The 23,429-nt window shown below is 62.0% G+C and carries 19 protein-coding genes; 8 read left to right on the plus strand and 11 right to left on the minus strand.

From position 1 onward, the window contains the following. Nucleotides 1-19: 19 nt before the first annotated feature. The gene (locus HB860_RS07965) at nucleotides 20-451 is read right to left on the minus strand and encodes a GNAT family N-acetyltransferase (RefSeq protein WP_247626282.1); all 432 of its coding nucleotides are present in this window, start codon (nucleotides 449-451) and stop codon (nucleotides 20-22) included. A gap of 310 nt (nucleotides 452-761) precedes the next feature. Here HB860_RS07965 and HB860_RS07970 point away from each other — a divergent pair, with 310 nt between their 5' ends. Further along, the gene (locus tag HB860_RS07970; RefSeq protein ID WP_247626283.1) at nucleotides 762-2,261 is read left to right on the plus strand and encodes an alanine/glycine:cation symporter family protein; all 1,500 of its coding nucleotides are present in this window, start codon (nucleotides 762-764) and stop codon (nucleotides 2,259-2,261) included. Nucleotides 2,262-2,331: 70 nt separating this feature from the next. Here the strand turns inward: HB860_RS07970 and HB860_RS07975 are convergent, their stop codons facing one another. Continuing rightward, entirely contained in the window at nucleotides 2,332-3,138 is an 807-nt protein-coding gene (locus tag HB860_RS07975; protein ID WP_247626284.1) for a crotonase/enoyl-CoA hydratase family protein, read from the minus strand. A 160-nt stretch (nucleotides 3,139-3,298) separates the two neighbouring features. Between HB860_RS07975 and HB860_RS07980 the strand changes: the two genes are divergently transcribed. The 5 genes from HB860_RS07980 to HB860_RS08000 all read left to right on the plus strand — a co-directional run bounded on the left by HB860_RS07980 (nucleotide 3,299) and on the right by HB860_RS08000 (nucleotide 9,589). After that, nucleotides 3,299-5,086: a putative nucleotidyltransferase substrate binding domain-containing protein gene (locus tag HB860_RS07980; RefSeq protein ID WP_247626285.1), complete on the plus strand. Its 1,788-nt coding sequence runs from the start codon at nucleotides 3,299-3,301 to the stop codon at nucleotides 5,084-5,086. 2 nt (nucleotides 5,087-5,088) lie between these two features. Continuing rightward, nucleotides 5,089-5,715, plus strand: a complete 627-nt coding sequence (locus tag HB860_RS07985) for a 3'-5' exonuclease (RefSeq protein ID WP_247626286.1) — start codon at nucleotides 5,089-5,091, stop codon at nucleotides 5,713-5,715. 107 nt (nucleotides 5,716-5,822) lie between these two features. Next, nucleotides 5,823-6,134, plus strand: a complete 312-nt coding sequence (locus tag HB860_RS07990; protein WP_247626287.1) for a DUF485 domain-containing protein — start codon at nucleotides 5,823-5,825, stop codon at nucleotides 6,132-6,134. Then, on the plus strand, nucleotides 6,131-7,786 hold the full coding sequence (locus HB860_RS07995; protein WP_202045411.1) for a cation acetate symporter: 1,656 nt from the start codon (nucleotides 6,131-6,133) through the stop codon (nucleotides 7,784-7,786). Before HB860_RS07990 ends, HB860_RS07995 begins: the two co-directional genes overlap by 4 nt. A 210-nt stretch (nucleotides 7,787-7,996) precedes the next feature. Continuing rightward, nucleotides 7,997-9,589 (plus strand): ABC-F family ATPase, encoded by a 1,593-nt coding sequence (locus HB860_RS08000; protein ID WP_247626288.1) that lies wholly within the window; start codon nucleotides 7,997-7,999, stop codon nucleotides 9,587-9,589. 289 nt (nucleotides 9,590-9,878) lie between these two features. On the opposite strand, the gene ppiD is transcribed toward HB860_RS08000, so the two are convergent. From ppiD to tig, 6 genes are all read right to left on the minus strand, one after another. Continuing rightward, entirely contained in the window at nucleotides 9,879-11,792 is a 1,914-nt protein-coding gene (gene ppiD / locus HB860_RS08005; RefSeq protein ID WP_247626289.1) for a peptidylprolyl isomerase, read from the minus strand. Between the two features lie 149 nt (nucleotides 11,793-11,941). Then, entirely contained in the window at nucleotides 11,942-12,214 is a 273-nt protein-coding gene (hupB, locus tag HB860_RS08010; RefSeq protein ID WP_005315375.1) for a nucleoid-associated protein HU-beta, read from the minus strand. Nucleotides 12,215-12,454: 240 nt separating this feature from the next. Then, a complete protein-coding gene (gene lon / locus HB860_RS08015; RefSeq protein WP_247626290.1) occupies nucleotides 12,455-14,809 on the minus strand; it encodes an endopeptidase La in 2,355 nt (784 codons plus the stop codon). Between the two features lie 140 nt (nucleotides 14,810-14,949). Next, nucleotides 14,950-16,224 (minus strand): ATP-dependent protease ATP-binding subunit ClpX, encoded by a 1,275-nt coding sequence (gene clpX, locus HB860_RS08020; RefSeq protein ID WP_005324108.1) that lies wholly within the window; start codon nucleotides 16,222-16,224, stop codon nucleotides 14,950-14,952. 70 nt (nucleotides 16,225-16,294) lie between these two features. Next, nucleotides 16,295-16,918: an ATP-dependent Clp endopeptidase proteolytic subunit ClpP gene (clpP, locus tag HB860_RS08025; protein WP_005324106.1), complete on the minus strand. Its 624-nt coding sequence runs from the start codon at nucleotides 16,916-16,918 to the stop codon at nucleotides 16,295-16,297. Nucleotides 16,919-17,004: 86 nt separating this feature from the next. Continuing rightward, nucleotides 17,005-18,315, minus strand: a complete 1,311-nt coding sequence (gene tig, locus HB860_RS08030) for a trigger factor (RefSeq protein WP_025326817.1) — start codon at nucleotides 18,313-18,315, stop codon at nucleotides 17,005-17,007. Between the two features lie 429 nt (nucleotides 18,316-18,744). Here tig and HB860_RS08035 point away from each other — a divergent pair, with 429 nt between their 5' ends. Beyond that, nucleotides 18,745-19,179, plus strand: a complete 435-nt coding sequence (locus tag HB860_RS08035; RefSeq protein WP_106886933.1) for a YccF domain-containing protein — start codon at nucleotides 18,745-18,747, stop codon at nucleotides 19,177-19,179. A 90-nt stretch (nucleotides 19,180-19,269) separates the two neighbouring features. After that, nucleotides 19,270-19,860, plus strand: a complete 591-nt coding sequence (gene yfbR / locus HB860_RS08040; RefSeq protein ID WP_139439396.1) for a 5'-deoxynucleotidase — start codon at nucleotides 19,270-19,272, stop codon at nucleotides 19,858-19,860. A gap of 100 nt (nucleotides 19,861-19,960) precedes the next feature. On the opposite strand, the gene lolE is transcribed toward yfbR, so the two are convergent. The 3 genes from lolE to HB860_RS08055 all read right to left on the minus strand — a co-directional run bounded on the left by lolE (nucleotide 19,961) and on the right by HB860_RS08055 (nucleotide 23,233). Further along, nucleotides 19,961-21,202: a lipoprotein-releasing ABC transporter permease subunit LolE gene (lolE, locus tag HB860_RS08045; RefSeq protein WP_247626291.1), complete on the minus strand. Its 1,242-nt coding sequence runs from the start codon at nucleotides 21,200-21,202 to the stop codon at nucleotides 19,961-19,963. Continuing rightward, nucleotides 21,202-21,900: a lipoprotein-releasing ABC transporter ATP-binding protein LolD gene (gene lolD / locus HB860_RS08050; RefSeq protein WP_042650389.1), complete on the minus strand. Its 699-nt coding sequence runs from the start codon at nucleotides 21,898-21,900 to the stop codon at nucleotides 21,202-21,204. The genes lolE and lolD overlap by 1 nt, the downstream gene beginning before the upstream one ends. A gap of 97 nt (nucleotides 21,901-21,997) precedes the next feature. Next, nucleotides 21,998-23,233 carry a lipoprotein-releasing ABC transporter permease subunit gene (locus tag HB860_RS08055; RefSeq protein ID WP_247626292.1) on the minus strand — a complete coding sequence of 412 codons (1,236 nt, stop codon included), beginning with the start codon at nucleotides 23,231-23,233 and terminating at the stop codon, nucleotides 21,998-22,000. Between the last annotated feature and the right edge of the window lie 196 nt (nucleotides 23,234-23,429).

Raw genomic sequence — 23,429 nt, forward strand, 5'->3', positions numbered from 1 at the left:
ACAGACTCCTCATGCCACATCAGAATAATTTCACGAACCGTTTCGGCCGCTCGCCATACCCTTGCGCCAGGTAGAAGCGGTGAGCCCCCTCGCGCTTGAGGCTGCTGGAGAGCTCCAGCTGGCTGCAACCCAAGGCCTGCGCCCGCGCCTCGGCCGCCGCCAGCAGCAGGGCACCCACGCCGCCGCCCCTTGCACCTTCATCGATAACCAGCGCCGAGATCAGGCCCCAGGCTGGTGCAAGGTGCATGGGTTGCAGCCGATGCCATACCAGCACCCCGACCATCTCCCCATGATGGAGGGCCACCAGCACCTCCCGAGCCGGATCCGGCTCGGCCAGCCGTCCGTCCACCTCCTTCCCCGGGGTCGGATAGCCCAGTTGGGCGAACAGCGCCGACAACAGGGCGCCATCCCCCCGCTCGGCGAGACGAATGGTGCAATCATTTTCTCTCATTGTCACTCCTGGCCTCCTATTTGCACTGTGCCCTGCGGGCCCCTGGATCTGGAAAAGATGCACCTGATGGGTAAGTTCCGAATCTTGTCCAGTTCCATACGCCATTTGTTAATGTCAATTCACAAATTAACAAAGTGACAACACTTTTCACTAGGAAGGGCCGATACAAACCGATATGTTAAAACCCGCGGACTAACCAGTCGAAAGTCCCGCACAATACTGAGTGACCCTCTTGGTCACCACATATTTCAATGTTAAGGGAGCGAGGCACAGACCTCGCCAAGACAGCGCAACAAAGGAGTTGTTGTACATGAATGAGATCGTCAATGCCATCAATGGCGTGATTTGGAGCCCAGCGCTCATCTACCTGTGCCTGGGGGTGGGCCTCTACTTCTCCCTGCGCAGCCGTTTCCTGCAACTGCGCCACATCAAGGAGATGGTGCGCCTGATGTTTGATGGCAAGAGCACGGATGCGGGCGTCTCCTCCTTCCAGGCGCTGGCCATGACCCTGGCCGGCCGGGTCGGTACCGGCAACATCGCCGGCGTCGCCACCGCCATCACCTTCGGGGGCCCGGGCGCCCTGTTCTGGATGTGGATGGTCGCCTTCCTCGGCGCCAGCTCCGCCTTCGTGGAGTCCACCCTGGGCCAGGTCTACAAGGAGAAGATCAACGGCGAGTACCGCGGCGGCCCGGCCTTCTACATCGAGAAAGGGCTCGGCATGAAGTGGTACGCCTGGACCTTCGCCATCGCCACCATCTTCGCCTGCGGCGTGCTGCTGCCTGGGGTGCAAGCGAACTCCATCGGCTCCAGTCTGCAGACCGCCTTTGACATCGACCCGAACGTCACCGCCGCCGGTCTGGCGCTGCTGCTCGGCTTCATCATCTTCGGCGGCGTGAAACGCATCGCCAGCTTCGCCAGTACTGTGGTGCCCTTCATGGCGCTCGGCTACATCATCGTCGCCTGCGTCATCATCGCCCTCAACATCGGCCAGCTGCCTGGCGTCATCCTGCTGATCTGGAAGAGCGCCTTCGGGATGGAAGCCGGTTTCGGTGCCATTCTGGGCCTGGCCATCATGTGGGGCGTCAAGCGTGGCGTCTACTCCAACGAAGCGGCACAGGGCACGGGCCCGCACGCCTCCTCCGCCGCCGCGGTGAGCCATCCTGCCAAACAGGGCCTGGTGCAGGCGTTCTCCGTCTACATCGACACCCTGTTCGTCTGCTCCGCCACCGGCTTTATGCTGCTGATCACCGGGCTTTATAACGTACAGGGTCCGGACGGTGCCGCCATCTATACCGGCATCGCCGGCATCGCGGCCGGCCCCGGTTATGTGCAGACCGCCATGGAGAGCATGATGCCCGGCTTTGGCAACTACTTCGTCGCCATCGCCCTGTTCTTCTTCGCGTTCACCACCATAGTGGCCTACTACTACATCGCCGAGACCAACATCGCCTACATCAACCGCAAGATTAACCGCCCCTGGCTCACCTTCCTGCTGAAGCTGGCCCTGATGGCCTCCACCGTCTACGGCACCGTCAAGACCGCCGATCTGGCCTGGGGTCTGGGTGACATCGGGGTCGGCCTGATGGCCTGGCTCAACATCGGTGCCATCCTGCTGCTGCAAAAGCCCGCCTTCGCCTGCCTGAAGGACTATGAGGCCCAAAAGGCCCTGGGGCTGGATCCCGTGTTCCACCCGGAGAAACTCGGCATCAAGAACGCCGACTACTGGACGGGCCGTCGCTCCGAGCAAAACCTGGAGCAGGAACAATCTGGTCACCCGTTCGAGCCGGATGCGGATTCCGTTGCCAAGTGATCAGACGGCACAATGCAAAATGGCAGCTTCGGCTGCCATTTTCATTTGTGCTCTCTTGAGGGGCGACGGCTTAGAGCGCGTTGCGGCGCGGTCCGAACGGCAGGCGCCAGCGAAACAGGCTGTTGAGGGTTGCCCGCCACTGGTTGGGGCGCCCCAGGATCTGCTTCTGCAGCCGGGTCTCCTCTTTTAGCATCAGCTCGTCGCTGCGGGCCCAGGCCTGATGGTAGAGCTGCTTGATCCCCGCCAGTGCATCCGGCGACTTGGTGATCAGGGTCCTGGCGAACTCCCGCGCCGCGTCGAGGGGATCCTCGCAGACCCGGCTCACCAGCCCGAGCGCCCGCGCCTCCTGGGCATCCAGCTCGCGGCCGCTCATGGCCAGCTCCATGGCGGTGTCCACCCCCATCAGATTGCGCAGGGTGACGCTGCCACTCATGTCGGGGATGATGCCCCACTTGATCTCCATCACCGAGAAGCGGCAATCCGGGGTGCTGAAGCGAAAATCGGCCCCGAGCGCTATCTGCAGGCCGCCGCCGAAACAGACCCCCTGGGTCACGGCTATCACAGGCACCGGCAACTGGTGCCAGCCATAGGCGACCCGCTGGGCCAGGTTGGTCGCCTCATCCGCCTCGCGCTTGAGAATATCGAGGGCCGCCACTGGCTGCCTCAGCATGGATTTCACATCCAGCCCGGCGCAGAACGCCCGCCCCTCGCCGTGCAGGATCACCGCCCGCAGCCCCTTGTGCTGCGCGAGCTGCGTCAGCGTCTCGTCGATGGCGCCGAACATGGCCCTGTCCAGGGCATTGAGCTTGTCCCCCCGGGTCAGCATCACCTCGGCGATGCCGTCCCGGATCTCGCATCTGATCCTTGGCTTGTCCATTTCCTTCCTCTTCCTTGTGCCGACACTGGTCATACCACAACGTTACCAGAGTGTTATCGGCAGGTACAGGGAGGCCAGCCCGGCTCTGCGACTAAAGTCGGCTGGCCCCGCCCTGGCCCCTTTGCCAGACTGGCCCCATGCCCACAGGCCGAGAATTGTCATGTCACTCCTGTTCGATTTTGCCCGTCCGCCCTTTGACTGCCTGGGCGAGGCGGCCCGTGAACGACTCGGCCAGCGCCTCAGCATCTGCTACTTCCGCGCCGGCCAGACGGTGCAACAGCCGGGGGATGAGCCCGCCGGCCTCTACCTCGTCATCAAGGGCGCAGTGGAGGAGTCGGCGCCCCACCAGCCCTTCGGCGACTATGGCGTGGGGGACATGTTCGACGTGCGCGCCCAGTTCGACGGCCGCTGCCGTCATCGCTTCAGCGCCCTGGAGGACACCCTCTGCCAGCTGATCCCCCGCGACACCTTCCAGGGACTGTGCGACGCGCACCCCGCCTTCGCACACTATTTCACCGCCACCCTGGCCGAGCGTCAGCGAGAGCAGGAGCGCCGCGGCCAGCTCGGGCAACAGAACCTGGCGGAGTTCATCCTGACCCGCATCGACCCCAGCCACCTGCAGCCGCCCCTGCAGCTCGACAGCCAGACCAGCCTGCTGGCCGCCAGCGAAGCCATGGCCAGCAGGGGCACCGATTGCCTGCTCTACCCGGCCGCCGACGGCAGCCTGAGCCTGGCCACCCGCAAGACCCTGCTCCACGCCCTGACCCTCAAGGGGCTGCCCCTGACGGCAACCCTGGCGGTGCTTACCCCGGCGCCGCTGATCGGCCTGACGCAAGGCAGCTATCTGTTCGATGCCCTGCTGCTGATGACCCGTCACCGCATCAAGCGGCTGGTCATCTGGCAGGGGCAGGAGGTGGCGGGAGTGCTGCACCTGACCCAGGTGCTGGGGCTCTTCTCCGCCCACTCCCATGTGCTGACCCTGCGCATCGCCCGGGCGGACAGCCAGGGGGCCCTGGAGGCGGTGGCCCGGGAGCAGCAGCAACTCATCCGCACCCTGTTTGCCCAGGGGATCCATACCCTGTTTCTGATGAAGCTCATCGCCACCATCAACGAGCAGTTGATCGCCAAGGCCTTCGCCCTGGTGATCCCCCCCGAGGTGCAGGAGCAGGTGTGCCTGCTGATGTTGGGCTCTGAGGGGCGCGGCGAGCAGATCCAGAAGACCGATCAGGACAACGCCCTGATCCTGCCGGATGGCCTGCATTGGCCAGATCGGCAGGCCGATCTGGCCGCCTTCAGCGCCCTGCTCGCGCGCCTCGGCTACCCCCCCTGCCCGGGGAAGGTGATGGTCAGCAACCCGGAGTGGGTCAAGGGGGCCCGCCAGTGGCAGGATGAGATAGAGCAGGCCTGTGTGCGCGCCAGCGAGGCCGATCTGCTGTGGCTCGCCACCCTGGCCGATGCCCAGGCCATCATGGGGGATCGTCCTCTGCTCGCCCCCCTCGCCCGCCACCTGAGAAAGTGCCTGGCCGACCGGCCGGATCTGCTGGCGGAGATGGCCAGGGCGGCGGTCGCCTTTCACACCCCCCTCACCCTCTTTGGCCGGCTGGAGCAGGCCCCCGAGGGGCTGGATCTCAAGCGCGGCGGCCTCTTCCCCCTGGTGCACGGCCTGCGGGTGCTGGCCCTGGAGGCAGAAGTGCTGGAGACCTCGACCCTGGGACGGATCGACGCCCTGGTGGCCGCGGGGCGCCTCAGCCCCGACTATGGCGCCAACCTGGCGGAAGCCTTCCGGCTGTTTGTGCGGCTGCGGCTGCGCAGCCAGCTCAAGGATGGGGACAGCCGGGTACAGGTTGGCGAACTCGCGCACGGGGAGAGGGATCTGCTGCGCCATGCCCTGCATCAGGTGAAGAAGTTCCAGCAGTGGCTCACCTTGCACTTTCGTCTTAGGCAATAGGCATGTGGCGCCGCTGGCAACGTCATTGGCTGGGTAGAGCCTTCCGGGACGGGGAGTTTTCCCCGCTCTTTGCGACCCCCCCCGAGGAGGAGTGGGTGGCGCTGGATTTCGAGACCACCAGCCTGGATCCCGCCAAGGCGGAGATCGTCTCCATCGGGGCGGTGCGCATCCAGGGCAACCGGGTGCTGATCGGCGAGGCCCTCAACATCAGGGTGCAGCCACCGGCCAGCCTGAGCGCGCACTCCGTGGTGATCCACGGCCTGCGCCATCAGGATCTGCAGCAAGGAATGGCGCTGGAAGCCGCGCTGCGTCTGCTGCTAGCCTTCATCGGGCCCCGCGAACTGGTGGGCTATCACATCGCCTATGACTTGCGGATCCTCAATCTGGCCTGCCAGCGGCTCTGGGGGCTGCGCCTGCCCCAGCGTGGCATAGAGGTGAGCCGGCTCTATCACGATCAGCTCTTTCGGCGCTATCCCGACGCCGTCATCGACCTGCATCTGGCCGCCATCTGCCAGCATCTGGGGCTGCCGCCCCTGCCCCTTCACGACGCCCTGAGTGACGCCACCGCCGCCGCCCTCATCTTCCTGCGCCTGCATCAGGGCGGCCCGCTGGCTTATCCCAAAGTCTAATTGCCCGAAAATAACATTTAATTCACATTTTGCTTACATGAGCAGGTCTCCTGCTCGGTAGGGACACCCTTCAATCACAGCTGACACAACCGTCACGGAGAACTGCAATGGAACAGCAACGCTATCTGAGGATCCAGCAAGATCCCAACTTCCAGGAGCTGGTCAGCAAACGCCAGCGCTTCGCCTGGACCCTCTCCATCCTGATGCTGGGGCTCTACCTGGCGTTCATCCTGCTCATCGCCTTCGCCCCGGGCTGGCTTGGCACCCCGCTCAGCGACGGCTCCAGCATCACCCGCGGCATCCCGGTTGGCGTGGGCCTCATCGTCGCCTCCTTCGTGCTCACCGGCGTCTATGTATTCCGGGCCAACAGCGAGTTTGACGAGCTGAACCAGAAGATCCTCAAGGGAGTGCAATCATGAAAGGCAAGTCTCTGCTGCTGCTCGGCAGCCTGTTGTCCACCCCCCTGCTGGCGGCCGATGCGCTGACCGGCGAGGTGCAACGCCAGCCCCTCAACATCTCGGCCATCGTGATGTTCGTGGCCTTCGTGGCCGCCACCCTCTTCATCACCTACTGGGCCTCCAAGCGCAACCGCTCGGCCTCCGACTACTATGCCGCCGGCGGGCGCATCACCGGCTTCCAGAACGGTCTGGCCATCGCCGGCGACTACATGTCCGCCGCCTCCTTCCTCGGCATCTCCGCCCTGGTCTACACCTCGGGCTATGACGGCCTCATCTACTCCATCGGCTTCCTGGTGGGCTGGCCCATCATACTGTTCCTGATCGCGGAGCGGCTGCGCAACCTCGGCAAGTACACCTTCGCCGACGTGGCCTCCTACCGCCTCAAGCAGACCTCGGTGCGCAGCCTCTCCGCCAGCGGCTCCCTGGTGGTGGTCGCCCTCTACCTCATCGCCCAGATGGTGGGTGCCGGCAAGCTCATCGAGCTGCTGTTCGGCCTGCAATACCATGTGGCCGTGGTGCTGGTCGGCATCCTGATGGTGCTCTACGTGCTGTTCGGCGGCATGCTGGCCACCACCTGGGTGCAGATCATCAAGGCGGTCATGCTGCTCTCCGGCGCCTCCTTCATGGCTATCATGGTGATGAAGTCCGTCAACTTCGACATCGGCGCCCTGTTCAGCGAAGCGGTCAAGGTCCATGCCAATGGCGCCGCCATCATGAGCCCGGGTGGCCTGGTCGCCGACCCCATCTCCGCCATCTCCCTTGGACTGGCCCTGATGTTCGGCACCGCCGGTCTGCCCCATATCCTGATGCGCTTCTTCACCGTGAGCGACGCCAAGGAAGCCCGTAAATCGGTGTTCTATGCCACCGGCTTCATCGGCTACTTCTACATCCTGACCTTCATCATCGGCTTCGGTGCCATCCTGCTGGTCAGCACCAACCCGGACTTCAAGGACGCCACCGGCGCCCTGCTGGGGGGCACCAACATGGCGGCCGTCCATCTGGCCGACGCCGTGGGTGGCAGCCTGTTCCTCGGCTTCATCTCTGCCGTGGCCTTCGCCACCATACTCGCCGTGGTCGCCGGGCTGACCCTGGCTGGCGCCTCTGCGGTCTCCCACGACCTCTATGCCTGCGTCATCAAGGAAGGCAAGGCCAACGAAGCCGACGAGCTGCGCGTCTCCAAGATGACCACGCTGGTGCTGGGAGTGGTGGCCATCGGTCTGGGCATACTGTTCGAGAAGCAGAACATCGCCTTCATGGTGGGCCTGGCCTTCTCCATCGCGGCGAGCTGCAACTTCCCGGTGCTCTTCCTCTCCATGTTCTGGTCCCGCCTCACCACCCGCGGCGCCGTCTATGGTGGCTGGCTGGGCCTCATCAGCGCCGTGACCCTGATGATCCTGGGCCCGACCGTGTGGGTGAAGGTACTGGGCCATGCCCAGGCGATCTTCCCCTACGAATACCCGGCGCTCTTCTCCATGGCGCTGGCCTTCATCGGGATCTGGTTCTTCTCGGTCACCGACAAGTCCCAGAACGCCTCCGACGAGCATGCGAAGTTCTTCCCGCAATTCGTCCGCTCCCAGACCGGGCTCGGTGCCTCCGGCGCCTCCGCCCACTAAGCTTGTCTGACTCCCCCAAGCCGGCCCAGTGCCGGCTTTTCTTATTCCGGGCCTCCCCCTCGCCTCTCCTTTCCCTCCCCTCAGGTGAACGATGCCTTTTTCGCCACCGGGTCCCCGTTGCAATGGGCCCCGATCACAGTTCCTGCTAAAACTTTCGGGGGATCTGTGCCATAATGCGCGCCATTTGACAGACAACCCGGGACATCTCCTTTGTTAAGCAGCAACAACATCACCATGCAGTTCGGCGCCAAGCCGCTGTTTGAGAACATCAGCGTCAAGTTTGGCGGCGGCAACCGCTACGGCCTCATCGGCGCAAACGGCTGTGGCAAGTCCACCTTCATGAAGATCCTCGGCGGCGATCTGGAGCCCACTGGCGGTAATGTGAGCCTGGACGTCAACGAGCGCATCGGTAAGTTGCGCCAGGATCAGTTCGCCTACGAAGAGATGCGCGTGCTGGACGTGGTCATGATGGGTCATAGCGAGCTGTGGGCCGCCATCGCCGAGCGCGATGCCATCTACGCCAATCTGGAAGCCACCGACGACGACTACATGAAAGCCGCCGAGCTGGAAGGCCTGGTCGCCGAGTATGACGGCTATACCGCCGAATCCCGCGCCGGCGAGCTGCTGCTGGGTGCCGGCATCCCCATCGAGCTGCACAACGGCCCCATGAGCGAAGTGGCCCCGGGCTGGAAACTGCGGGTGCTGCTGGCACAGGCGCTGTTCTCCAACCCCGACATCCTGCTGCTGGACGAACCGACCAACAACCTGGACATCAACACCATCCGCTGGCTGGAGCAGGTGCTCAACGATCGTGAAAGCACCATGATCATCATCTCTCACGACCGTCACTTCCTGAACTCCGTCTGCACCCACATGGCGGATCTGGACTACGGCGAGCTGCGCGTCTACCCGGGCAACTACGACGAATACATGACGGCGGCCACCCAGGCCCGCGAGCGTCTGATCGCCGACAACGCCAAGAAGAAGGCCCAGATTGCCGATCTGCAATCCTTCGTCTCCCGTTTCAGTGCCAACGCCTCCAAGTCGAGCCAGGCCACCTCCCGCCTCAAGCAGATCGACAAGATCAAGATCGAGGAAGTGAAGGTCTCCAGCCGTCAGAACCCCTTCATCCGCTTCGAGCAGGAGAAGAAGCTCTACCGCAACATCCTGGAGATCGAAGGGCTGTCCAAGGGGTATGGTGAGGAGCCGCTATTCAAGGGCCTGAGCATGATGCTGGAAGTGGGCGAGAAGGTCGCCATCCTGGGTACCAACGGCATCGGTAAATCCACCCTGATCAAGACCCTCATGGGCGAGCTGGCACCGGACAGCGGCACCATCAAGTGGTCCGAGAATGCCCAGATCGGCTACTACGCCCAGGATCACGCCGACGATTTCGACACCGATCTCAACGTGTTCGACTGGATGTCCCAGTGGAAGCAGCCCAACGAAGACGAGCAGGCGGTACGCTCGGTGCTGGGTCGTCTGCTGTTCTCCCAGGACGACATCAAGAAGCCGGTCAAGGTGCTCTCCGGTGGCGAGCAGGGCCGCATGCTGTTCGGCAAGCTGATGATGCAGCGTCCCAACATCCTGATCATGGATGAGCCGACCAACCACCTGGACATGGAATCCATCGAATCCTTGAACCTGGCGCTGGAGATGTATCAGGGCACCCTGATCTTCGTCTCTCACGACCGTGAGTTCGTGTCGTCCCTGGCGACCCGTATCATGGAACTGACCGAGAACGGCATCCGCGACTTCGGCGGCACCTACGAGGATTACCTGCGCAGTCAGGGCGTGGTGTAACCCCCGGGTCTTACATCGTGAAACCGGCGCCAGTGGCGCCGGTTTTTTTATGCCTCCGTGCACCCCTGCGAGCGTCCCCCACGGCAAGGGAAGGATTGGGGAGCAAGAGTGCTGTGCAAGAGCCGCGCACTCCCATGCAGCCGTCCGGCTTATCCCAGGATAGACAGCACAAGCCGGTGTCAGGCCTCACCCCTCTTCAGCCCGCCCGCGCTTGCCGAGCGGACACGTGTTCGGGACATAAAAAAACGGCTCCATCAAGGAGCCGTTTTCAATTGAGGGCGTGTATCGATTACTCGACGGTCGCCTCCACGTCGGTGAAGTACTCAATCTTGGCCGCTTTGCGCAGCTCGTCGATCAGCGACTTGTAGTCGGCCTGGGCCTTGCCCTGACCGAGCTGGCCTTGCAGCAGGCTCACCATCTGGGAAGGCTCCTTGGTCACATTGACCTTGTCCAGCGCCACCACCACGCGATCGCCATTGGCTTCGGCCACCAGCTCGACACTCGGCTTGCCATCCTTCGGATGGGGCATGCGGAACGCCTGGGCCAGCAGGTTCTGATCCATCTCCTGGGCGAAGCGGGAGACACCCTTGTGGCTCTCCACCTTCAGCCCGAGGGCGGTCAGATCGGCCTGGATGTCCTCGCCGGCGTGCAGCTTGTCCAGCAGGCCCTGGGCCTTGCCACGGGCCACTTCGCTGGCCTTCTCATGCTTGATGGCCGCAATCACCTGATCCTTGATCTCCGCCAGCGGCTTGGCCGCCTTGGGCTGGTGACCCATGATGTGCAGCACCAGCGCCTTGCCATCGGAGAGCTCGATCACGTCGGAGTTGGTGTTCTCGTCGCGCAATTGCTCGGAGAAGGCAGCCGCAAGCACCTTGGGATCATTGAGGGGCGCCTGGGCATCGGCCTGGCTGAAGTAATCAGACGAGATCACCTTCAGACCCATGGCTTCGGCAGTCAGATCCAGGGAGTCCGGGTTCTCGAAGCTGCTGTCGGCCATCTTCTGCTGCTCGGCGAAGAACAGCTCCTTGGCCTTGTCCGCTTGCAGACGGGCGATGGTTTCGCTCATCACATCCACGAACGGCTTGGTCTTGCCAGGCTCGACGGCCAGCAGCTTGATGATGTGGAAACCAAACGGGCTCTTCACCACGGTGGAGAGATCGCCGGCCTTGGCCAGCGCAAAGGCAGCCTGCTCGAAGGCAGGATCCATCACCCCTTTCTCGAACCAGTCCAGTTCGCCGCCCTTCTTGGCGGAGAAGGTATCGCTGGAGTTGGCTTTGGCCAGGGTCGCGAAGTCTTCACCGCCCTTGACCTTGGCCAGCAGCTCGTCAGCCTTCTGCTGGGCCGCCTTCTCATCCTTGCCAAAGGGGATCAGGATGTGTGCCACGCGGCGACGCTCGGCACGCTGGAACAGGTCCTGGTGCTGATCGTAGTAATCCTGGGCATCCTGCTCGGTCACCTTGATGTTCTTGCCGAGGTTGGCCGCATCCAGCAGCAGGTAGTCGACCTTGACCTTCTCGTCGTTCATGAAGCGGCCGCTGTTGGTCTTGTAGAACTGATCCACCTCGGCGTCGCTCACCTCGACCTCACCCAGGTAGGCGGAGGCAGCCAGGCGCACCAGGCGCAGATCCCGGGTCTGGTTGTAGAGCTTGTCGAGCTGCTCGGCCTCGCCCTTGAGGGCGAACTCGGAGCCCAGCACGGCGCCCATCAGTTGCTGGCGCACCATGTCCTGGCGCAGGGAGTCGCGGAACATCTCGGGGGTCATGCCGGCACGGCGGATCAGCTGCAGGTAGCGATCGTTGTTGAACTTGCCGTCCTCGGCAAACTCCGGCATGGCGACGATGGCCTGCTTGATCTGCTCGTCACTGACCCGCAGGCCGAGCTGACGGGCCTTGTCATCGATCAGCGCCTGATCGATCAGCCGGTCCAGCACGCCGCGGCGGAACTGTTTCATGTAGTCGGGGTTGGCGGCCAGCTGGTTGAAGGCCTCACCCATTTGGGATTCCATGCGGGCCCGCTCGTTGCGATAGGCATTCTCCAGTGCGGGGGCACTGATGTCATTGCCGTTGACGGTAGCGGGGGCGGTACGTGCCGGGCCATTGAGGTAGCTGCCTACACCGGCCAAGGCAAAGGAGAGGATGATCAGGCCCAAGATAACCTTGGCTACCTTGCCCTGCGCCCCTTCGCGTAGTTTATCCAACATCATGTTTGTACTTATGCTCCCGAACTCGATGGGCATGAATAATGAAAAGGCGCACCGATTGCGATGCGCCTTGGTCAATCAGTATGAGGGAGAGCCCTCTCACTTGTCTGGTCAGCGACCAAGGTCGGAGCCGATGAAAATCAGCGCCCGGCTTAGTTGACCGCGTCTTTCAGGGCCTTGCCGGCTTTGAAGGCAGGAACTTTACCGGCAGCGATTTCGATGGTCGCACCAGTTTGCGGGTTACGGCCAGAACGAGCGGCACGCTCGCGAACGGCGAAAGTACCGAAGCCAACCAGAGCAACCTGGTCACCCTCTTTCAGGGCTTCACCAACGGCGTCAATGAAAGCATCCAGCGCACGACCAGCGGCAGCTTTGGAGATATCAGCACCGTCTGCAATCTTGTCAATCAGTTGAGATTTATTCACTCTTATATTCCCCTTTTATCGAACATCGCTGCGGCACTGATTTCCCTGGCCACAACAAGTGGAGGTTTTATAACAAGCCTCCTGATCAGTTGCAAGTGACAATCTGGCGCAAACCCGCGCCACATCACGCATTGCGACTCATCATGAGTACCCGATCGGTGGTCAAGGCTACTTCCGTTATCCGGCGCATGCAAGCCTTAACCACCCCCCGAATGCGCCAAATTTGCGGCGCATCAACATTTACACGACAGAAACGCGTTCGAAACCCTGCGGATTGTCCTGCAACGCCAGTGCAAGCACCTCATCAATCCAGCGAACCGGATAAATTTCAAGGTCTTGTTTGACATTGTCCGGGATCTCCTCGAGATCGCGTTCGTTCTCTTTCGGGATGAGCACCCGCTTGATACCGCCACGGTGAGCCGCCAGCAGTTTCTCCTTGAGCCCCCCGATGGGCAGCACTTCGCCCCGCAGGGTGATCTCGCCGGTCATGGCCACGTCGGCACGCACCGGGTTGCCGGTGAGGCTGGAGACCAGGGCGGTACACATGGCGATACCGGCGCTCGGGCCGTCCTTCGGGGTCGCCCCTTCCGGCACGTGCACGTGGATGTCGCGCTTCTCGTAGAAGTCGGCATTGATGCGCAGCTTCTCGGCACGGGCCCGCACCACCGTCATGGCGGCCTGGATGGACTCCTGCATCACGTCACCGAGGGAACCGGTATAAGTGAGCTTGCCCTTGCCCGGCATGTTGGTGGTCTCGATGGTGAGCAGATCGCCCCCCACTTCGGTCCACGCCAGCCCGCACACCTGACCGATCTGGTTCTGATCGGTGGCCTTGCCGTAATCGAAACGCTGTACCCCGAGGAACTCCTTGAGGTTCTCCTGATTGACCTGAACATGCTTGATGCTCTTGTCCAGCAGGATGCGTTTGACCGCCTTGCGACAGATCTTGGAGATCTCGCGCTCCAGGCTACGCACCCCCGCCTCGCGGGTGTAGTAGCGGATGACGCCGATCAGGGCGGAGTCTTCGATGGTGATCTCGGACTCCTTCAGGCCGTTGCGCTGGATCTGCTTGGCCACCAGGTGCTGCTTGGCGATGTTGAGCTTCTCGTCCTCGGTGTAACCGGACAGACGGATCACTTCCATCCGGTCCAGCAGCGGACCCGGGATGTTCATGGAGTTGGAGGTGGCCACGAACATCACGTCCGACAGGTCATAATCCACTTCCAGATAGTGATCGTTGAAGCTGCTGTTCTGCTCGGGATCCAGCACTTCCAGCAGGGCGGAAGCGGGATCGCCGCGCATGTCCGAGCTCATCTTGTCGATTTCATCGAGCAGGAACAGCGGGTTCTTCACGCCGACCTTCGCCATCTTCTGGATGAGCTTGCCGGGCATGGAGCCGATATAGGTGCGGCGGTGACCGCGGATCTCCGCCTCGTCACGCACGCCGCCGAGCGCCATGCGCACGTACTTGCGACCGGTCGCCTTGGCGATGGACTGACCGAGCGAGGTCTTGCCCACACCGGGAGGCCCGACCAGACAGAGGATGGGGCCCTTGAGCTTGTTCACCCGCGCCTGCACCGCCAGGTACTCGAGGATGCGATCCTTGACCTTGTCCAGGCCATAGTGATCCGAATCCAGCACCTCTTGGGCCTTGGCGAGATCCTTCTTGACCTTGGAGCGGGCCTTCCACGGCACCTGCACCATCCAGTCCACATAGCTGCGCACCACTGTGGCTTCTGCGGACATGGGGGACATCATCTTCAGCTTGGCAAGCTCGGCCAGGGCCTTCTCACGGGCATCGTCCGGCATCCCCGCCTCGTCAATCTTGCGATTGAGGGCTTCGAATTCGTCCGGGCTGTCTTCCAGCTCACCCAGCTCTTTCTGGATGGCCTTCATCTGCTCGTTGAGGTAGTACTCCCGCTGGCTCTTCTCCATCTGCTTCTTGACCCGGGAGCGGATGCGCTTCTCGACCTGCAACAGATCGATCTCCGACTCCATCATGGCCATCAGAAACTCGATGCGCTCGGACACAGAGGCGATTTCCAGCACCTTCTGCTTGTCTTCGAGCTTGAGCGGCATGTGGGCCGCCATGGTGTCAGCCAGGCGCGCCGCATCGTCGATCGCCGAGATCGAGGTCAGCACCTCGGGCGGGATCTTCTTGTTGAGCTTGATGTAGCCTTCAAACTGGCCGATGGCGGAGCGCACCAGCACATCCTGATCCTTCTCCTCGATGGGGGCAGACGCTATGTACTGCGCCTCACCGACGAAGAAGTCCTTGTCATCGATCATCCGCTCAAGACGGGCACGCTGGCCCCCTTCCACCAGCACCTTGACGGTGCCGTCAGGCAGCTTGAGCATCTGCAAAATGTTGGCCACTGTCCCGACGGAGAAGATCTCCTCCACCGTCGGCTCGTCAGTTGACGCATCCTTCTGGGCCACCAGCAGGACTTTCTTGTCCTGCTCCATGGCCGCTTCCAGACAGCGAATGGATTTTTCCCGCCCCACAAAGAGTGGAATGACCATGTGGGGGTAAACCACCACGTCACGAAGAGGCAGGACGGGAATCTCGATGCGTTCTGAACGCTCTAGGTTCATATATGTCCTCTCGGCTTGTTATACCGTTGGCAAAGCGCTTGGCTGAGTATATGGGGGCGCAAAGATGAGATTCAATCGCCTTGGCCGTAAAAAGCATGAAAGGGGCAAAATGCCCCTTTATGTGATTAAAAATCAGTCAGTTACTCTGACGCGGCGGCCTGTGTCTCGGGATTGTCGTAGATCATCAGGGGGGCGGAGTCCCCCTTGATCACCGTCTCGTCGATCACCACCTTGCTGACCCCTTCCAGGGAGGGCAGGTCATACATGGTGTCGAGCAACACGGCTTCGACGATGGATCTCAGGCCACGGGCACCGGTCTTGCGCTCCATCGCCTTGCGCGCGATGGCGTTCAGGGCGTCGTCACGGAACTCCAGCTCCACCTCTTCCAGGGCAAACAACGCGGCGTACTGCTTGGTCAGCGCGTTCTTCGGCTCCTTCAGGATCTGGATGAGGGCCGCTTCGTCCAGCTCGGTGAGGGTCGCCACTACCGGCAGACGACCGATGAACTCGGGGATGAGACCGTACTTGATCAGATCTTCCGGCTCCACCTTGGCAAAGTTCTCACTCAGGGTCGCCTTGGCATTCTTGGATTTGACGTCGGCACCAAAGCCGATGCCGGTCCCCTTGACGGAACGCTGCTCGATCACCTTGTCCAGGCCGGCGAAGGCGCCACCACAGATGAAGAGGATCTTGGAGGTATCAACCTGCAGGAACTCCTGCTGCGGATGCTTGCGGCCCCCTTGCGGCGGCACGGAAGCTATGGTGCCTTCGATCAGCTTCAGCAGTGCCTGCTGCACCCCTTCCCCGGAGACATCGCGGGTGATGGAGGGGTTGTCCGACTTGCGGGAGATCTTGTCGATCTCGTCGATGTAGACGATGCCGCGCTGGGCCTTCTCCACGTCGTAGTCGCACTTTTGCAGCAACTTCTGGATGATGTTCTCCACGTCCTCGCCCACATAACCGGCTTCAGTCAATGTGGTGGCATCGGCCATGGTGAAAGGCACATCCAGCAGACGGGCGAGCGTCTCGGCCAGCAGGGTCTTGCCGCTGCCGGTCGGGCCAATCAGCAGGATGTTGGACTTGCCAAGCTCCACACCACCGGACTCGCTGCCGCTGCGCAGACGCTTGTAGTGGTTGTAGACGGCAACTGCCAGCACCTTCTTGGCGTACTCCTGCCCGATCACGTAGTCGTCCAGATGAGCGCGGATTTCATGAGGGGTCGGCAGCTCGCTACCATCGCGCTTGGGAGAGATCTCGCGGATCTCCTCGCGGATGATGTCGTTGCACAGCTCGACACACTCATCACATACGTAGACGGAAGGGCCAGCGATCAGCTTACGCACTTCATGCTGGCTTTTGCCGCAGAAAGAGCAATAAAGCAGCTTGTCGCCCTCACCCTTGCGTTTCTCTGTCATTCAGCGACCTCGTTTTATCAATAGAGGATGGATCGTCCTGTTGAGTTTACAACAGGACGGGATACCCTGCTCAGCCGCGCTGGCTCAGGATGCCGTCAACCAGACCATAGGCCACGGCCTGCTCGGCCGACATGAAGTTGTCACGGTCGGTGTCGCGTTCGATGGTGGCCATGTCCTGTCCGGTATGGAAAGCCAGACGATCGTTCAGGGTATTCTTGATTTTCAGGATCTCCTGGGCATGGATCTGGATGTCAGATGCCTGGCCCTGGAAGCCACCCAGCGGCTGGTGGATCATCACCCGAGCGTTAGGCAGGCAGAAACGCTTGCCCTTGGCACCGCCGGCCAGCAGGAAGGCGCCCATGGAGCAGGCCTGCCCCATGCAGACGGTGCTGACGTCCGGCTTGATGAACTGCATGGTGTCATAGATGGACATCCCCGCAGTGACGGCACCACCCGGCGAGTTGATGTAGATGCTGATGTCCTGATCCGGGTTCTCGGACTCCAGGAACAGCAGCTGAGCCACCACCAGATTCGCCATGTGATCCTCAACCTGACCGGTCAGGAAGATCACCCGCTCCTTGAGCAGACGGGAATAGATGTCATAGGAACGCTCCCCTTTCGCCGTCTGCTCGACCACCATAGGGATGAGCGCATTGCGTGGGGATTCAGTCACATCGTTATAGTTCTTGTACATAAGGCATTGTCCCTAAAATAAAATGGCCCGAGTGGAGATCACACGAGCCATTATACTTAACAGTTTTGACCTTAAGTCAAATGTTCTTAGGCAGCGGCACCGGACTTGTTGATCACTTCGTCGAAGGCAACTTCTTTCTCGGTCACTTGCGCCTTGGACAGGATCAGGTCGATGGCTTGATCTTCGATGGCCAGGTTACGAACGCCGTTCAGCATCTGCTCGTTCTTCTGGTAGTACTCGATCACTTCCTTCGGATCTTCGTAGGCAGTGGCCATGGACTCGATGATGCTGGTCACACGGGCGTCGTCAGCCTTGATCTCGTTGGTGCGGATGACGTCACCCAGCAGCAGACCGACGCGTACGCGACGCTCGGCTTGCGCCTGGAACAGCTCGGCCGGCAGCTCGGGAGCGTTGCCGCCCTGGAAGCCACCGAAACGCTGCAGGGCTTGCTGACGCAGGGCATCGATTTCCTGGGCAACGGCAGCCTTCGGCAGATCGATCTGGTTGGCTTCAACCAGGCCGTTCAGCACCTGCTCTTTCACGCTGTTCTTCAGGGCTTGAGCCAGTTCGCGCTCCATGTTCTTGCGCACTTCGGCTTTCAGCTCTTCGACGCTGCCGCTTTCGATGCCAAAACGCTTGACGAACTCTTCGGTCAGCTCAGGCAGAACCTGCTCTTCAACCTTGTTCAGCTTAGAGGCGAACTTGGCCGCTTTGCCCTTCAGGGCTTCGGCGTGGTAGTCAGCCGGGAAGGTCACCTCGATGGTGAACTCGTCGCCCGCTTTCTTGCCCAGGATGGCGTCTTCGAAGCCAGGGATCATGCGGCCGGCGCCCAGTTCCAGAGTGAAACCTTCAGCCTTGCCACCGTCGAACTCTTCACCGTCGATGGAACCGACGAAGTCCAGGGTGACACGCATGCCATTGGCGGCAGCGGCATCGACGTCAGACCAGGTGGCATGCTGCTTGCGCAGGGTGTCGATCATGTTGGCCAGGTCGGCATCCTTGACGGAGGCAACCGGCTTCTCGACCTTGATGCTCTCGAGACCGGCAACTTCAAACTCCGGGTACACTTCGAAAGTGGCGGTGAATTCGAAATCCTGGCCTTCCTTGATCTCTTTCGGATCCATGGTCGGCGCACCGGCCGGGCTCAGTTTGCTCTCGATGATGGCCTTGATGAAGTTGTTCTGCATCATTTCATCGGCAACGCGGGCATGGGCCATGGCGCCGAACATCTTCTTGATGATGGCAACCGGAGCCTTGCCAGGACGGAAACCGTCGATGCGACGAGTCTTGGCCAGGCCATTCAATTCTTTACGCACGGCAGCGTCAACGGTAGCAGCCGGTACAGTGATGGTAAGACGGCGTTCCAGACCTTGGGTTGTCTCTACAGAAACTTGCATTCTTTTACCTCGTTCAACTCAGCACTGTGTGCTGACCCTTATTACCCCTGGGCAAAGCCCGGAGTCTTCCTGTTTATAAAGACAACGACTGTCTTTGTGATGAGAAAATATGACGCGACATTATAGCGGCGCACATTGGTCGCGTCGAGCCGCACATCCCCCATCCGGGGCACAGACAGCACAATTTGCGCAAGACTGCCTCCTATATGGGGAAGCCTTGCGCCGAGTTCAAGCATCAGGTTCGCAATAATTTGCGCTTGCTCACCCTTTTGCACGTCACGCTATGCTTTTTACATCTCCCGGCGTCGTCGGGAGAGGTGCTGTCAGGGGGTCTGCGACCCAAATTGTCCGCCTTCTCGCATCAGCCATTGCGTCCCTCGGCGCCGCTCGCTATGGTGACTGCCAATTTATGAGTCTGGAGAGACCCACATGTCCTTTTTCCGCTTCTTGTTCAATCTGCTCTGGTTTGTACTGGGGGGCGTCTTTATGGGGCTGGCCTGGTGGCTGGCCGGGCTGCTCTGCTTCGTCTCCCTGATCGGGATCCCCTGGGGACGGGCCTGTTTCGTCATCGGCACCTTCACCTTCTTCCCGTTTGGCAAGCAGGCGGTCAACCGCAAGACAATGACGGGCCAGAGCGACATCGGCACAGGGGCCCTCGGGATGATTGGCAACATCCTCTGGTTCCTGGTGATCGGCGTCTGGCTGGCCATAGGCCACATCGCCTCGGCCCTGGCCTGCTTCGTGACCATCATCGGCATCCCGTTCGGTATCCAGCACCTCAAGCTGGCGCTGATTGCCCTGGCCCCCATAGGCCAGATGATAGTCACCAACCACGAGGCCGAATCCGGTCGCTATATTCGCTAAGCAAGAATGCATCGCCAGGCTATGCCTGGGATGTCAAAAAAGGGCAGACTAGGGTCTGCCCTTTTTCATTGCCCCAGTTCGAGGTCCTCCATGCTGCCCAGCCACTTCTTCGCCAACCTCGCCCGCATGCGGCTCATCTACCGCTGGCCCCTGATGCGCAACATACAGCCGGAAAACATCGCCGAGCACAGCCTGCAGGTGGCCATGGTGGCCCACGCCCTCGGCGTCATCAGCAACCGGCTGTTTGATGGCAAGGTGGATGCCAACCACGCCGCCGTGATGGCCCTCTACCACGACAGCAGCGAGGTGCTGACCGGCGATCTGCCGACCCCGGTCAAGTACTTCAACCCCGAGATAGCCCGCGAGTACAAGAAGATTGAACTCGCCGCCGAACAGCGCCTGCTGGGGATGCTGCCCCCCGAGCTGATGGAAGACTTTCGCCCCCTGCTCGACTCCGCTGCCCAGGACGACGCCCTCGCCCGGCTGGTGAAGGATGCCGACACCCTCTGTGCCTATACCAAGTGTCTGGAGGAGATAAATGCAGGCAACCGGGAGTTCGAGCCCGCGCGCAAGCGCCTCGAACAGATGCTGGAGGCCAGGATGAACCCGGCCATGCGCTACTTTATCGATGTGTTCGTGGCGAGCTTCTCCCTGCCCCTCGATGAGCTCAACGCCCACTAAGCCAGTCGGAACGACCAGAAGAGAGAAGGGCCCGCCGGTGCAGACCGGCGGGCCCTTCTTTTTCAGCATATTGCCAGGCTTGGCAGAGCTGGCTCGCGGATCAGTGACCCAGCTCCCGGGAGGGCACCAGACCGCTCGCCCGCCAGGCGGGATAGAGGGTGGCCAGCAGACTCATCAGGATGGCGGCACTGGTCACTATCACCAGATCCTGCATGTGCAGCTCGGTCGGCAGGAAGTCGATGAAGTAGATGTCCGGGTTCAGGAAACGATGGCCGATGAGCTTTTCGATACCGCTCAGGATCTGGGTCAGCTTGCTCGAAAGCAGCCCCCCCAGCAGGGCACCGAGCAAGGCACCGAGCACCCCGTTCACCATCCCCTGGATGACGAAGGTGAGCCGGATCTGGCCCGGGCTCGCCCCCATGGTCTTCAAGATGGCGATCTCGTTGCGCTTCTCGTTCACCGCCATCACCAGGGTGGAGACGATGTTGAAGCAGGCCACCGCCACCACCATCAGCATCACCACGTACATGACGGTGCGCACCATCTGGATGTCCTGATAGAGATAGCCTTGGCGGCTCATCCAGCTGCTGATGTAGACGTAGTGCGGGAATTTGCGGGCGGCCGCCACCGTGATGGACTGCGCCTTGAGCACGTCGTTCACCTTGAGGCTGAAGCCTTCCACCGCGCTGCCCATACCGGTGATGGACTGGGCATCGGCCAGGTGCATGAAGCCGAGCACGCCGTCGAGCTGGCCGCCTATCTCCAGCAGCCCCACCACGGTCAGGGTCTCCCGCCGGGGATTCTTGATCCCCGTCTCGTCTCCCCCTTGGGGCAGCAGCAGGGTCACGGGATCACCTATCTTGACCCCCAGCTTGTCGGCGATGGTCTTGCCGAGGATCACCCCGTGATCGCCCGCCTGCAGTTCACGAAAACCCAGCCCTGTCATGTAGTTGCCAGCGTCCGACAGGTTCGCCTCGAGCTCGGGCAGCACGGCGCGCACCTGCACCCCCTTGATGGCGGAGCCGTGCTCCAGCAGGCCATCGAGGCGGATGACAGGGGCCGCGGCCTCGATCCCGGGCTGGGCCAGCAGGTAGTCCCGAAGCCTCGGCCAGTCCGGCAGGGGCGCCTCCATGCCGATGAGCTCACCGTGGGGCACCACAGAGAGCACCCGGTTCTTGAGCTCCCGCTCGAAGCCGTTCATGGCGGAGAGGCCAAGAATGAGGGCCATCACCCCGAGGGCGATGCCGATCAGGGAGGAGGCGGAAATGAAGGCGATGAAGCCGTTGCGACGGCGGGAGCGGCTGTAACGCAGGCCCAGAAAGAGGGGCAGCGGCTTGAACATCAGGCGACCTCCGCCATGATGCCGCTCACCAGGGTCACCCGGCGGTGCAGCTTGGCGGCGAGGCTCAAGTCATGGGTGACCACCACGAAGGCCGTGCCCAGCTCCCGGTTGAGCTCGCAGAGCAGTTCGTACACCGCAGTGGCGCTGGCGTGATCCAGGTTGCCGGTGGGCTCGTCCGCCAGCACCAGGCTCGGCTCGTTGACCAGGGCACGGGCGATGGCCACCCGCTGGCGCTCGCCACCGGACAGCTCGGAAGGCCTGTGATTGAGACGATGGGAGAGCCCCACCCGCCCCAGCATCCGGGTCGCCTTGTCGGTGGCGCTCGCCACCGACTCACCGGCGATCAGCAGCGGCATGGCGGTATTTTCCAGCGCGGTGAACTCGGCCAGCAGGTGGTGGAACTGATAGACGAAGCCCAGCTCCTGATTGCGAAAACGGGCCTGGGTCTTGCTGTCCCAGTGGTGGATATCCTGCCCCTTGAACAGCACGGCGCCGCTCGAGGGGTTGTCCAGCGCCCCCATCAGGTGCAGCAAGGTGGTCTTGCCCGAGCCCGAGCTCCCCACCACCGCCAGCATCTCGCCGGGGGCGACGCAGAGATCTATCCCCTTGAGCACCTGGGTCTCCAGATTGCCCTCTTTATAGACATGGTTGAGGGCCTGACAGCGCAGCAGAGGCTCGCAGGACTGGGGTTCATTCATAACAGGGGCTCCACTTATACCGGTGACCACATTGGCACCAGTCACAACGCCGGCACTCGCACCGGAGGTAACAACAGAAGATGATGGATTCACAGCGCTATTCATAACGTAATGCCTCGGCCGGTTTGACCCGGGCCGCACGGGCCGCCGGATAGAGGGTGGCACTGAAGCTCAGCAGCACGGCCCCCAGCAAGATGGTCATGACCTGGGCGGGTTCGACGATGACCGGCAGACCGCTGCCCCCCGCCGCCATATAGAGGTTGAGCCCCACCGCATCGAGCAGGGGGTTGAGTCCGAACGACAGGGCCAGCCCCGCCAGACCGCCGAACAGGGCGCCGATGACGCCGCTCGACGCCCCCAGCACCATGAAAATCTTGACGATCCCAGACTCGCTCATGCCCATGGTCCGCAGTATGGCCACCTCCCCTTCCTTGTCGGTGACCACCATCACCAGGGCGGAGAGGATATTGAAGGTGGCGACCGCGATGATCAGCACCAGCATCAGCCCCATCATGCGTTTCTCCATGGCCACCGCCTGGAAGAGTTCGCCCCGCTCCCGGCGCCAATCCTGCCACTCCAGCCCGTCCGGCAGCGCGGTTTTCACCACCTGATCGGCGGCGAAGGGATCGTCGAGCCAGAGGCGGATGCCGCCCACCGTCTCCTCGGGCAGGCGCAGCAGGCGCTGGGCGTCCCCCAGGGCAATCAGCGCCACCTGGCTGTCCACGTCGGCGCCGACCCCGAAGATGCCGGAGACGGTGAAGATCCGCTGGGCCGGTACCCGGCCAAAGGGGGTGAAGCGGGTCCCTTCGGTCAGGATGAGACGCACCTCGTCGCCAATGGAGACCTTGAGGCGGTTGGCCACCCCCTGCCCCAGCACTATGTGGTATTGGCCGCGCTGCAGGCTGTCCAGCCATCCCCCCAGCATCTGGGCATGGAGGATGTCATCCTTGGGCCAGCGCGCCGGATCTATCCCCTGCACGCTCACCCCGGTGAGCTGGCCCGGGCTTTGCAACATGCCCTCGCTGTCGAGCATGGGGGCCGTGGCCACCACGTGGGGCAACTTGTCGAGATCGGGCAGGCCGGGCGGATGGGCATCGATGCGCCCCGCCGGATTGGTCACCACCACGTGGGGGATCACCCCGAGAATGCGCCCCTTGAGCTGCCCCTCGAACCCGTTCATCACCGAAATGACCACCATCAGGGCCGCAACCCCGATGGCGATGCCAAAGGTGGAAAACAGGGAAATAAAGGAGACGAAGCGGTTACTGCGTCGCGAGCCTGCATAACGCAGGCCTATGGCCAGCGAGAGTGGCTGAAAAAGTCCGGTCTTCAAGGATATCTACGTTGCCAACAAAATAAGATGCCGGATAATAGGGTCTGTTGACGCCTCAACGCAAGCCGCGTTGCCGCAGCAGATGACGCCGGGGCTGGCGCAATGGCCCATTCCCCTGAGCCCGAGAGGCCGCCCATGGCGCCATGTTTCGCCCGATGCGCAGGCCCCCGCCGCCATGTTGCGCCGCCACAGTGAC

This window comes from Aeromonas genomosp. paramedia, from assembly GCF_023093515.1.
In the GTDB taxonomy this organism is placed as follows: Bacteria; Pseudomonadota; Gammaproteobacteria; order Enterobacterales; family Aeromonadaceae; genus Aeromonas.